The organism is Priestia sp. SRI_019 (assembly GCF_057586255.1).
Window position 1 is genome coordinate 637,350 of record NZ_JBYCZN010000002.1, and the last position, 12,444, is coordinate 649,793.

General features: G+C 39.6%; 13 protein-coding genes. 3 read left to right on the plus strand and 10 right to left on the minus strand.

All coding sequences use genetic code 11. The features are described 5' to 3' along the window. Positions 1 to 58 precede the first annotated feature (58 nt). Together AC2YJL_RS13550 and AC2YJL_RS13555 are read right to left on the minus strand one after the other, a co-directional pair. Positions 59 to 658 (minus strand): TetR/AcrR family transcriptional regulator, encoded by a 600-nt coding sequence (locus AC2YJL_RS13550; protein ID WP_195694184.1) that lies wholly within the window; start codon positions 656 to 658, stop codon positions 59 to 61. 320 nt (positions 659 to 978) lie between these two features. Further along, positions 979 to 1,443 (minus strand): GNAT family N-acetyltransferase, encoded by a 465-nt coding sequence (locus AC2YJL_RS13555; protein WP_014460293.1) that lies wholly within the window; start codon positions 1,441 to 1,443, stop codon positions 979 to 981. Positions 1,444 to 1,612: 169 nt separating this feature from the next. Here AC2YJL_RS13555 and AC2YJL_RS13560 point away from each other — a divergent pair, with 169 nt between their 5' ends. Beyond that, positions 1,613 to 2,119 carry a hypothetical protein gene (locus AC2YJL_RS13560; RefSeq protein ID WP_195694187.1) on the plus strand — a complete coding sequence of 169 codons (507 nt, stop codon included), beginning with the start codon at positions 1,613 to 1,615 and terminating at the stop codon, positions 2,117 to 2,119. A gap of 93 nt (positions 2,120 to 2,212) precedes the next feature. Here AC2YJL_RS13560 and AC2YJL_RS13565 read toward each other — a convergent pair whose 3' ends face one another. Beyond that, positions 2,213 to 3,712, minus strand: a complete 1,500-nt coding sequence (locus AC2YJL_RS13565; RefSeq protein ID WP_487374780.1) for a UDP-N-acetylmuramoyl-L-alanyl-D-glutamate--2,6-diaminopimelate ligase — start codon at positions 3,710 to 3,712, stop codon at positions 2,213 to 2,215. 457 nt (positions 3,713 to 4,169) lie between these two features. Here AC2YJL_RS13565 and AC2YJL_RS13570 point away from each other — a divergent pair, with 457 nt between their 5' ends. Then, positions 4,170 to 4,778, plus strand: a complete 609-nt coding sequence (locus AC2YJL_RS13570) for a DNA-3-methyladenine glycosylase (RefSeq protein WP_098525120.1) — start codon at positions 4,170 to 4,172, stop codon at positions 4,776 to 4,778. A gap of 68 nt (positions 4,779 to 4,846) precedes the next feature. On the opposite strand, the gene AC2YJL_RS13575 is transcribed toward AC2YJL_RS13570, so the two are convergent. From AC2YJL_RS13575 to AC2YJL_RS13595, 5 genes are all read right to left on the minus strand, one after another. Further along, positions 4,847 to 5,815, minus strand: coding sequence for a sugar phosphate isomerase/epimerase family protein (locus AC2YJL_RS13575; protein ID WP_195694191.1), 969 nt, complete (start codon positions 5,813 to 5,815; stop codon positions 4,847 to 4,849). A gap of 1 nt (position 5,816) precedes the next feature. Then, positions 5,817 to 6,821, minus strand: coding sequence for a Gfo/Idh/MocA family protein (locus tag AC2YJL_RS13580; protein ID WP_034275886.1), 1,005 nt, complete (start codon positions 6,819 to 6,821; stop codon positions 5,817 to 5,819). 12 nt (positions 6,822 to 6,833) lie between these two features. After that, positions 6,834 to 7,859 carry a Gfo/Idh/MocA family protein gene (locus AC2YJL_RS13585; protein ID WP_098249833.1) on the minus strand — a complete coding sequence of 342 codons (1,026 nt, stop codon included), beginning with the start codon at positions 7,857 to 7,859 and terminating at the stop codon, positions 6,834 to 6,836. 32 nt (positions 7,860 to 7,891) lie between these two features. Beyond that, positions 7,892 to 8,617, minus strand: coding sequence for a ThuA domain-containing protein (locus AC2YJL_RS13590; RefSeq protein ID WP_230932527.1), 726 nt, complete (start codon positions 8,615 to 8,617; stop codon positions 7,892 to 7,894). A gap of 89 nt (positions 8,618 to 8,706) precedes the next feature. Continuing rightward, positions 8,707 to 9,738, minus strand: a complete 1,032-nt coding sequence (locus AC2YJL_RS13595; protein WP_251568006.1) for a LacI family DNA-binding transcriptional regulator — start codon at positions 9,736 to 9,738, stop codon at positions 8,707 to 8,709. 251 nt (positions 9,739 to 9,989) lie between these two features. Between AC2YJL_RS13595 and AC2YJL_RS13600 the strand changes: the two genes are divergently transcribed. Beyond that, positions 9,990 to 10,565 (plus strand): cell wall hydrolase, encoded by a 576-nt coding sequence (locus AC2YJL_RS13600; RefSeq protein WP_116515902.1) that lies wholly within the window; start codon positions 9,990 to 9,992, stop codon positions 10,563 to 10,565. A gap of 30 nt (positions 10,566 to 10,595) precedes the next feature. Here the strand turns inward: AC2YJL_RS13600 and AC2YJL_RS13605 are convergent, their stop codons facing one another. Continuing rightward, a complete protein-coding gene (locus tag AC2YJL_RS13605) occupies positions 10,596 to 11,930 on the minus strand; it encodes a sodium-dependent transporter (RefSeq protein ID WP_230932526.1) in 1,335 nt (444 codons plus the stop codon). A 176-nt stretch (positions 11,931 to 12,106) separates the two neighbouring features. Next, entirely contained in the window at positions 12,107 to 12,289 is a 183-nt protein-coding gene (locus tag AC2YJL_RS13610; protein ID WP_013056847.1) for a hypothetical protein, read from the minus strand. Positions 12,290 to 12,444 lie beyond the last annotated feature (155 nt).

Consider the following 12,444-nt stretch of genomic DNA (forward strand, 5'->3'; position numbering starts at 1 on the left):
TATAAAAATACAAAATAATGAGGGATTACTCATTACCTCAATAAGCATCCCCGATTATTTAAGAAGACCTTGGTATAATTCCGTTTAAAAATACATCGATTGCTGAATGGTAAAGCTGCAGGGCATTTTCGGTGTTCGTTTTTCGAGACATGCGGCTCATTCCAACAAACAGCCCTTCTAAAATCACTGCAAGCTGTTCTGCATTTTTAGGAGAAAACTCTCCTTCATCAATGCCTTTTTGCAAAAGTTCTCGGTTAAACTCTACGTGTCGTCTCACCATCTCATCAATTCGCTCTTCGATGTCGCTGCCCTTTTCCTCGTTGTTAAAAAACTCATCGGCAGCTTTCGTAAGAGGATGATTTAGATCATCTAAAATGATTTGCTCCGCAATTCCAAAAAGCTTATCTCTTGTTGTTTTGTAAAGAGACTCTCTTTCTTTCCAGTTTCGTTCCCACTCGAGATCCCATTCGTCTATTAAATAAAGAAAAAGCCCTTCTTTACTTTTAAAGTGATAATAAATATTCCCTTTACTGCTTCCCGTAGCTTCTACAATTTCCTCAATAGACGTAGCTTTATAGCCTTTTTGAGAAAACAACGCTTTAGCGGCATCTGCCACTTTTCTTTTGGTTTGTTCACTTTGAAGCTTTTTTTTATTCAAGCTATTTCCACCGCCCGGCACATTTATTATTTATACTGAACATTCGTTTTGTATTATCTGACACCTATACTACATAGGAAAAACCCTTTTGTCTAGTGAGAAAACCTAGTTTATACCTTTTTATATGAATCGTGACAAAATAAAAAAACAAAGAGATTGTGACTTAACGAAATGAATCCAATCTAAAGACGAACAAATGGGATACATGAAACCTACCACCATTACCATGAAAAAATCCGAACGAATTTGATTCTCCATCAAGAATCTCAATTCCTCGTTCGGATTTTCCTTCAACGAAACTACTTTTGCCCCAGCCTTGTTTAATCATTCAATTTCTTTGTCATAAATACACTGTATGGATCTTCTTTGTAGGTAGAAAACGGTTCGCACTCGTAAAATCCAAAACTGGCGTATAGCTTTCTAGCCGGTTCAAAAGCGGGTGCGGATCCTGTTTCTAAGCTTAAGCGTCGGTACCCTCGTTTTTGTGCTTCATTTATTATGTACTGCAGCAGCTCTCTAGCAATTCCTTTCCGCAAATGAGCCGTGGCTGTTCGCATCGATTTAATTTCTCCGTGATGCTCATCTAGCTCTTTTATAGCCCCGCATCCTGCTAGCTGACTGCATTCCCACACGCTCCAAAACGTAATGTCCTGTTGTTTTAAGCTTTCAATATCTAGAGCATGAATACTTTCAGGCGGCGAATGTAAGTTCATTCCTTGAAGGTGTGAACTTACTAATTCAATAACTTCATTGTTCGTTAAGTGGTCTCTTTTTATTTTAATCATTTTCTCTTCCTTCCTGCTACTAACGGGTGGTCAACTACAAACCTACTTATGAATAAATTCACTGTCAACCTTTAAAAATCCTTTTATACACTCCCTTCTTTTTCTCAGTTATTAAAACCGACTTTGCCAAGCAGATGTTTCATACATTGTTAAACGGAGGTGAAATTCGTTGAAGAAGGTTTTATTTTGTCTTGTCCCTCTTTTGTTTTTATTATCCGCCTGCTTTAGTGATCCTGTTCAAGATGATTTAATCAACTATAACAATCAAGATTTAAAAAAAGCCGCTCAGCTTGAAAAAGAAGCGATTGACGCATATGATTCTGTTACGGGCGCTAACTACACAAGTGACGCAGTGATGTATGATACGATGACGAGTGAAGTCATTCCTACCTATCGTAAATTTGTCGACGAACTGGAAAACATCGATGTAGAAACCGACGAGCTTCGAAAGGTTCATGAAGGCTATATAAAGGCTGCCAATACCCAGTATAATGCTTTCATTAAAATTGTCAGCGCTTTAGAAAAGCAGGACCGCAACCTTATTGCTGAGGCAAACGCTATGCTTGATGAGGCACGAAAAGGGATACGCGATTACAATGCAGCTATTAAAAAGTTGGCTAAAGAACATGATGTGAAAATTGAAGAACCAAAAACACAGCGAGAAAACAGCCTATAGTTTTGATGCAAAAAGAAGGTCTCTAAAAATAGTAAGAGACCTTCTTTCGTATGGTGTTTCACTTTTTCTACGTTCAATAAATAAAGATGAGTGTTAAGAAATATTGCTTAAAGAAGCATAATAAGAGGCAATAATTTCTTCGTCTGAATGCGGAATTTCCTTTCCTTTTACAAGCTGAGCGCCGTTAATACAGCCGCTTGTAAGTAAAATAATATCATTCGGCTTTCCTAAAGAAAGCGACTTTAATACTCCTTCCGTTCGAGTAGGGGCGCGGTGAATATTGCTTGCGCTCGGATTCGAAAAACCTGTCATCACTTGATCTACGATTATGTTCGGATCATGATGACCTGGATGATCAACCGTTACGATAATTTCATCAGCTTTTCCTTCAATGGTGCGCGCCATTTTAGGCATTTTGTTAAAATCTCGAATGCCGATCCCTGCAATCATGACAATCAGCTGGTTGTACTCCATTTTTTTTACTTCTTCGACCAAACGAGTAAGAGCAACAGGCGTATGGGCATAGTCTAAGATCACTTTTTGGTTATTAGGACCTTCTATCACTTGAAAGCGCCCTTCTGGACTTTCCAATTGAGGAAGCACGCTAATAATATCTTCAATGTGGTATTCAAAGTAAAGGGCTGTACCAATGGCCGCTAACACGTTGGCAATGTTGTAATCGCCATATACAGGCACTGCTACTTTGTATGACTGTCCTTTATAAAGTAAATCAAAGAAAGAGCCTCCTTCTTTGACAATAATGTTTTCTGCTTGCAGAGTTGCTTCCGCATTATTTAATAAACTATACGTGACTTTAGGTCCTTTAAATACCCTGCTTAAGTCTTTACCCATGTCCTGATCATCTATATTAATAACGGCATGTTTGGCCTGTTGAAATAATTTCATCTTGCATTTTTTATAGTGCTCAAACGTTTTATGATACTCTAAATGCTCTTCGGATAAGTTTGTGTGAATGGCTACATCAAAATAAATATTTTCTACTCGCTGCTGATCAATCGCAATTGACGACACTTCCATCACTGCTGCTTCATCACCTCTTGTATACAAATCATTAAAGATTTTATGCAAGTCTACCGATTCCGGCGTTGTAGGCGTACTTTTTTTATAAACTAACTTCTCCTTCGATGACCAAATCCCAGTCGTTCCAATCGCTCCTGTCGGCAATTTTAAAAGAGTTAACAGCGACCTCACGTAAGCTGCTACGGTTGTTTTACCATTTGTACCTGTAACGCCAATTGTCTCAATTTTTTCATCCGTATAATCAAAATACATTTTAGAAAAAGATGCCATTACTTTACGGACGTCGTCAACAGCTAAAAACGTACAGTGAGCATACTGAGTGCTTAAAAGACGAAGCTGCTCAACGCTTGTCCCAAATACTGCTACCGCTCCTCTAGATATAGCTTCTTTAATATATTGATGTCCATCTTCATTTTCACCTTTTATACTAAAAAATACGGATCCGTCGTGAACTTGCTTTGAATGATATGTGAGATGGGTGATTGTTTGAGATGCAGGCCCAAAAATATGTTTAATTGATAAGTCGGTTAATGTATCAAAGTGGATGTTCATAGCTATTCCTCACAGTATATAAATTTTATTTTTAATATGTTCTAAAATCCCTTAAATACTCTTTGAAGGATATTTTTTCTTTATTTCCATTTATAAAGAACTTTCTACAATTCAATCTTTTTATTTTGCTTTCATGTGTAGAACGAAAATAAAGAAAAGACGGATCACTATTTTTTAAAACTAAAAGCATGTAAAATATGGATGAACTGTGTATACCATACCAGCAGAAAAAGCAAAGCATTGTAGTAAAATATTCCCCCTATACGTGCAAAATGAAACTCTTCTTTAAAATAACTTCATAGAGTGAGTTGAATCATGATAAATACTTGAACGTGGGATAAGAAAGGTTACTGTATTAATCGGCCCCTCCTTTTGCAAAATAATAAAGAAAACATCATAATAAAAGGTGCGCATAACAGCGTGAATGACTCTGTTTTGAAAGGATGGACTACAGCAAATGACGCGTTCTCTTTTAGCAATTGAACCACTTCCTCTTTTATTTTATCAACAGCCTACACTTGAATTAGCTCAGTCGCTGTTAGGATGTCTTCTTGTTCACGAAACGGCAGAAGGAACTGCATCTGGTTTTATTGTAGAAACGGAGGCTTATAAAGGGCCTTTCGACCGAGCAGCTCATAGCTTTAATAACCGGCGCACAAAAAGAACGGAGGTAATGTTCGGTCCTCCTGGTCATGCCTATACGCATACAATGCATACACATTGTTTACTCAATGTTGTAAGTAGCGACATCGATTGCCCAGAAGGCGTCCTCATTCGAGCTATTGAGCCATTTAGCGGAAAAAATTTGATGAAAAATAGACGTCGAGGGATGGAAAATGAAATAAATTGGACAAACGGTCCTGGGAAACTAACAAAAGCACTAGGGGTTTCAATGGATTTGTACGGTCATGATTTAACTAGCCCTCCTCTTTATATTGCTCGTGGCTTCACTCCTTCAGAGATTTCCGCCGGACCTCGCGTTGGCATTGATAATTCTGGTGAAGCGAAGGATTACCCTTGGCGCTTTTGGGTTACCAATCACCCGTTTGTATCGAAGTTCAGGTGAACAAAAAACGAAGTGATTTATTAACGAAAATAAAAGAAGCACCTCTTTTTAGAGATGCTTCTTTTTGCTTACGCCCACCACATTTGTGAGGGAGTTTCTTCAATTAATACACTTTGTAAGTTTGTAACCGCGCGTTTAAATCCTTCTTCAATCGACATGATTGGATCTTCATGCTCGATGCTGACTACATAGTCGTATCCGTATGTGCGGAGTGCACTCATCATATCAGACCACTCTTTCACATCATGTCCGCATCCTACGGATCTAAACGTCCATGCACGCGTTTGGACTTCTCCGTATGGCTGCATATCCGTCAGTCCATACATATTAATATTATCCTGGTCCAAGTACGTATCCTTTGCATGGAAATGATGAATCGCATTTTCTTTTGCTAAAATTTTAATAGCTCCTACCGGATCAATTCCTTGCCACCATAAATGACTTGGATCAAGGTTAGCGCCAATCGCTGGACTTGTTTTTTCGCGAAGCTTTAGCAGCGTATACGGAGTATGAACTAAAAATCCACCGTGAAGTTCTAAACCAATTTTCACGTTATGCTCCTCCGCTAGCTCTCCGATTTCTTTCCAATAAGGAACAAGCTTATTTTCCCACTGCCAATTCAATACGTCTCCATACTCGTTAGGCCAGGGAGTAACAGGCCAGTTTGGGTACTTCGCTTCTTCGTGATCTCCTGCTGTTCCAGAGAAGCAGTTAACCACTGGAACACCTACTAGTGATGCTAGTTGGATGGTCTTGCGAAGCGTTTCGTCAGATTCTTTTGCAAAACGTGCCTCAGGTGAAATAGGATTGCCGTGGCAGCTGAATGCACTGATTGTAAGTCCGCGGTCTTTTATCTGCTTCATATAGGCTTCTCTTTTTTGTTCATCTTCAAGCAGCTCATCTAACGGACAATGACTGTTTCCCGGATAGCCCCCCGTTCCGATTTCAACAGCATGAAGACCTGCTGCTTTTACTTTATCTAACATCTCTTCAAAAGAAAGATCCGCAAATAAGACCGTGAATACTCCAAGTTTCATTTTAATTTCCCCCTGTGCGATATATTTCGTCAATAATAGCTGAGACTTGAAGCGCTTCTTGTGGCTTTACCACTAATTCAGCATTTCCTTTACACGCTTCAACGAAATTTTTAGCCTGACTTAGGCTGTAATCATCTTCTCCATCTATCCAAGGTGACGTACTGTTCATGAGCATACCGTTTTTAGACGTGTATAGTTCAAACGGAAACACGCTTAAACCGCCATCTACCCCTGATATGCTTACGTGCTCTTCATCATCTTCGATATTAGCAGCCCAAGAAGTTTCTAAAAGAAGCGACGCTCCATTTTCAAATTTAATATAGGCCGTTACATGATCATCCACGCTGAATGCTTCATGATCAAATGCTCCCCATTGATTTAATTGGTTAGGCGTTTTACTCAGGTCATTATAGGTACTTCCCAGCACTTCAGTATGCTTTGGGTTTCCCATCAGCCAAAGCGTTAAATCAAGCAAATGGCAGCCGTAATCAATTAAGCTGCCTCCTCCTTGAAGATCTTTGTTCGTAAATACCCCCCAACCCGGAACCTTTCGGCGACGCATTGCTCTGACACGTGCAACTAATGGGCGCCCTACCTCTGTCATCATTTTTTTCGCTGCCTGTGCTTCTTTCATGAATCGGTAATGATACGCAATCGCTAACTGCTTACCTGATTCTCTAGCAGCAGCAAGCATTTCTTCACCTTGCTCTTTAGACATCGCCATTGGCTTTTCACATAGGACGTGAACGCCTGCTTTTAGCGCTTCTACTGCAAACTCTGCGTGAAATTTATTCGGTGTACAAATACATACAGCATCCACTTCTTTAAACATATCTTTGTAATCAACAAATACGTGAGGGATATTATGCTCATTGGCTACCTCTGTGGCTCTTTCACTATTAATATCGCTAAGCCCCCAAATCACACATTCATCACCCAGCTGTTTGAATGCCGGAATATGCCTGCTTACAGCAATCCCTCCTGCTCCGATTATGCCAATTCTCACGTTTTTCACCTCTTACACGCGCGTAATTTGTTTCGTTTGACTTGATTTTAAAGCTGCTAAAATAACAGCAAGTGATTTTAATCCTTCTTCACCAGGAACAGGAGATTCTTTATCTTCTGCAACTGCATCTACAAATTGTTCAATGACGTGAGAATTACCTTGGCCGCCCTCATCGTTCGACTGAATTTTTCCTAATTCATAGTTCACCACTTCACCCGTTGCATATTGTGCAACTAATGAATACGTCGGGTCGTCCTCCAAACGAAGAATCCCTTTCTCTCCGTAAACAATCGTGGAGTTATCTTCTTTTCCATTGTAAGCCCAGCTTGCCGCAAGCGTCCCGATAATCCCGCTTTCCGTTTTTAATACGCACACAGCATTGTCGTCTACATTTGCAAAGTCTTTTGCATTGCTTTCTACAAATGCACCGACTTCTACAATTTCTTCATTCAATATGTAGCGGAGCATATCGGTTTTATGAACGCCTAAATCCCCCATAGCCCCAATAAACGCTTCGTCTTTTTTGAAGAACCAGCTGTCTTTTCCGTCCACGCTCCAACCTTCAGGACCACCATGGCCAAAAGCCGTACGGAAACTGTAAATTTTACCGATTTCCCCTTTTTCAATAAGTTCACGAGCTTTTTGATGAGAAGCTACAAAGCGCTGATTATGTCCGATCATTAGTTTTTTACCGTTTGTTTTTGCTGCTTCAATCATGGCTTTCGCTTCTTCTTCTGATGTTGCCATCGGCTTTTCACACAGGACATGAACTCCGCTGTTTAACGCTGCAACCGAAATAGGCGCATGAAGATAATTGGGCGTACATACGCTCACTGCTTCCACTGTACCGCTTGCTAAAAGTTCTTCATAGTTTGTGTAAGCTTTTACACCGTACTGCTGTGCTACGCTGTTTGCACGTTCTGTGTTTATATCGCAAACGGCTACTAATTCTACTTGTTCATTCATCTTATATTCTGGTAAGTGACGGTGTTGCGCAATGCTTCCACACCCAATAACGCCAATTTTTACTTTTGCCATCTTCCCTATCCCCTTTGCTTAAGCATTATTAATTAGTTTTTAACAGCGATTGATTCAAGCGGTTGCGCATTGCCATAAACAGGACGTTTTCTCTCTGCTGGCTTCGCCCATTTAATAGCATTCATAATGACACGCTGAATGTCTTTGTTATGGTATGTTGGGTATGTTTCATGTCCAGGTCTGAAATAAAATACTTTTCCGTTTCCGCGTTTGTACGTGCAGCCGCTTCTGAAAATTTCTCCGCCTTCAAACCAGCTCGTGAAAACCAGTTCATCAGGTGCTGGAATATCAAAGTGCTCTCCATACATTTCTTCGCGCTCAAGCTCGATAAATTCACCAATACCTTCCACAATCGGATGACTCGGTTCTACTACCCACAAGCGCTCTTTTTCATCTGCTTCACGCCATTTTAAGTCGCAGCTTGTGCCCATTAACGTTTTGAAAATTTTAGAAAAGTGACCTGAGTGTAAGACAATAAGCCCCATACCGTCTAGCACGCGCTGCTTTACTTTCTCAACGATCTCATCTTTTACTTCGTCATGTGCTAAATGACCCCACCATACTAAAACATCCGTTTGATTTAATACTTCTTCAGTCAACCCGTGTTCTACTTCGTCTAATGTGGCGGTGTGCGTGCGAAACCCTCCTTCTTCTAAAAAAGAAGCGATGGCACCATGGATGCCTTCAGAGTAAATTTCTCTTACAACCGGATTTTTCTGTTCATGACGATTTTCATTCCATACTGTAACATTAATCATTTTCATATCCCCTTTTTTTGTGAATGCTAACTTATATCCCCTTTTTTTATAAACGCTAAACTTTGGTTAACCGGTTAACTTACTGTGATTCACCCGCGCTTAGCAGTCGAATCTCGAATAATAAGTTCAACCGATAACTTCACATGCTGCAGCGTGCTGAAACGGTGTTCAATTGCTTGAATAACAGACGTAGCGGCGACGACTCCTTTGTTAAATACATCTTGACGAATGGTTGTTAGACTTGGAGATGCATAGCTGCTAAACGTTATGTCATCAAACCCTACGATTGAGTAGTCCTGCGGAATTTTTTTCCCCTTTTCTTGCAGTGCTTTCATAATCCCAAGCGCCAGCGTATCAGAGGATGCAAAAACCGCCCGAATATCCTTATGATCTTGCAGCAGCTTGTTCCCTAAATTGTAACCGTTATCAAAAGAACTTTCGTTCACTTCAAAAACAAATGTCTTTGATGGTGTAATGCCCGCTTCTTTTAATGCTTTCTCGTAGCCTATATACCTTTTTTTATCCACTGGACTATTGACGAGGTGATGCGCAACAAACGCAATTTCTTTGTGCCCCAAATTCACTAAATGTGTTGTAGCTAGATATCCTCCATACTCATCGTCTACGGAAATATGATGATAATCACGTTCGTACCTTTCGTATGTATCTACTAGCACAATCGGATTCGATAACGCTTTCATTTTCTCATACAATCGATGAGGGAAGGCTCCTAAAAACAGAAGACCATCAATATTTCTCGTTCGAATCCATTTTAGGCAATCAACTGGGCTACTCGCTCCAGATATGACTAGATCATAACCATGCTTACGGATTACATATTCAATTCCACTAATCATTTCGCTGTAATAATGGTTATCTTTAAATATAGTAGAAAGTGAATCATCTGTAAGCGGGAACATAACGCCAATCATATTTGACTTTTGTTTCGAAAGACTAACGGCGGTTAAATTTGGTTCGTAGTTTAATTCTTTTACCGCTGTTAAAATTCGCTCTTTTGTTTCATCGGATACTTTGTTAATTCCGTTTAAGACGTAAGATACTGAAGCTGCAGACACCCCTGCATGCTTTGCTACATCACGAATCGTTATCTTTTCTCCCATAAAATCTCTCCAGTTAAACGGTTAACTATTTACTCGTTCATTATAATTCACTCCTTTATTATCAGTCAACGTATTTTTTTAAATTATCTGTTAACTATTATAATATCTTCCTAGATTGGTATGTTTTAAGCAGTGACAAGATGTATTGACACCTGTTAATCTTTGAAACGTACATATAAAGTTCGGTGCACAGCACGCACCGATCCGTGATAAAAGGGGCGTTCAAAAGGATTTCAGGAGGTACTTACTTTATGTTTAAGAAACTAGCAATTATTGGAGCACTAGCAGTTCCTATGTTCGGCATGAGTCACGGGGCAAATGCCGCTGAAACAACTCATCGCGTAAAATCCGGAGAGACTCTTTACAAGATTGGCGCTGAATACGGCGTTACGGTTAAACAGTTAAAAGAAGCGAATCACAAATCTACCGACTCTATTAATGCAAATGAAACATTAACAATCCCTAACTCTATTAGCGAAAGTGATAAAGATCTGTTAGCTCGCCTTGTACAAGCTGAAGCAAAAGGCGAACCTTACGCTGGCAAAGTGGCTGTAGCAACAGTCGTTTTAAACCGCGTGGATAGCGATTCTTTCCCAAACTCTATTCATGATGTCATTTATCAAGGTACACAGTTTACACCTGTACAAAACGGTGAAATTAATAAAGCAGCGGATGCTGAAGCAAAAAAAGCTGTAAATGAAGCACTAGCTTTTAGAGGTCAAGGAAAAGGTTCGTTATTCTTCTTTAATCCAGATAAAACAAGCGACCAATGGCTTCGTCAAAAACAGGTTACGATTACAATCGGAAATCACGTTTTTGCAAAATAAACAAAAAAAGCACTCAGATGAGTGCTTTTTTTAATATGCAACAAGTAAGCTTAATAGAACAGCTATAATAATAATAGGCAATACGTATTTAACTAGAAAGAACCATGTGTTGAATAATTTAGCGCCTTTTGTACTTCCTGAAATAAACTCTTCATACACGGCTTCTTTTTTCATTTTAAATGTCACAAAAATCGCAATGGCTAAACTTCCAAGAGGCAGCATTAAGTTGCTCACAAAAAAGTCAGCTACGTCAAATATACTTCTGCCAAAAAGTGAGACATGTTTTAGTACACCAAACGAAAGCGCTGATGGGATACCTACCACAAACACAAGAATCCCTGATAAAGAAGCGTAGCGAGTTCGTTTTGTCTGATCGTCTTTGGTTAAAGCAGCTACGATAATTTCCAGCAGTGAAAAAGCGGACGTAAGCGTAGCGAATAGAAATAAAATTAAAAACAGTGCTAAAAAGACGGTACCAAACGGCATTTTCTCAAATACTGTTGGCAAGACCACAAACAAAAGTCCAGGTCCTTCAGTTGGCTTTAATCCAAACGAAAAAACGGCTGGAAAAATAGCCAAGCCCGCCAGCAGCGAAACAAACAAGTTCAAAATAGCAATGGTGCCAGCTGAACGCGTCAAGCTTACTTTTTTCCCTAAATAAGAGCTATATGTCACCATGCAGGATAAACCTACGCAAAGCGAGAAAAACGACTGACCAAGCGCATAGAGAACAGATGACCCTGTAATGGCTGAAAAATCCGGTTTCAAAAAGAACTTTACTCCGTCCATTGCTCCGTCTAACGTTAAAGAACGCACCACGATAATGATAAAACAAATAAATAACAGCGGCATCATGTATTTATTAGCACGCTCTATTCCTTTTTGTACGCCTTTTGAAATAACAAACACTGTAATTAGTAAAAACAGCGCCTGTGCACCTAATACTACATAAGGTTGGCTAATGACGGCATTAAACAACGGGCCGTACTCTTTTCCGCTTAGCATACCGGTTACGCTCATAATCGTATATAAAATCACCCAGCCGCCAACGACGCTGTAAAAGGAAAGCAAAACGACACAGCTTAGTACTCCCAGCCTGCCAATCCATACCCAAGCGGATTTTGGAGCAATTGCCTTATAAGCACTAATCGCTTCTTTCCCCGTATGTCTTCCAATGATAAATTCTGCCAACAGAAGCGGCAATCCAATAAAAATCGTAAATAAAATAAACAACGCAAAAAACGCTCCACCGCCACTGGTTCCCGTTACGTATGGAAACTTCCATATCGCTCCTAGACCAATTGCTGCCCCAGCAGATGCTAAAATAAAACCGAGGCGTGAAGACCACTGATTTCCTTTACTCATATAATGTTACTCTCTCCTCTTCTAAACTCAAAACTCACCTGATTAGTACTGTACCATAAATGCAGAAGAAAATCATTCCCGTTTTACTTTTTTCTATAAAACGATATCTATATAGAATAGAAAAAATGAAGAAGCAGCTGCTTCTTCATTTTAAGGTCGGTGTTTCTATTCAAAATTTATTCTCTGTACGATGATTCATCTCCACGGTAGGCTTCTTGATTTGAAATTTCTTCAATATGCATATGCCCTTCTCTCTCTAAACGAAGGACCGTACGCTCTGCATCTTCATAGCTCTCGCACGTCACTTGTTTATATTCCATATCATCTTTATCTGTGTAGGCGACTAAATATGTTTCCATTTTAACTCCTCCTATATAACCTGTATGTAACGTATGTTGCCTTTTTCGTTTATTTCTAAACATATAGGCTCCAAACATAAAGCCTAGCATACTATAATAGCGGAACTTCAATTTAAAAAAGTTGAATTTTTCATTATGCGCCGATGCAACATGGA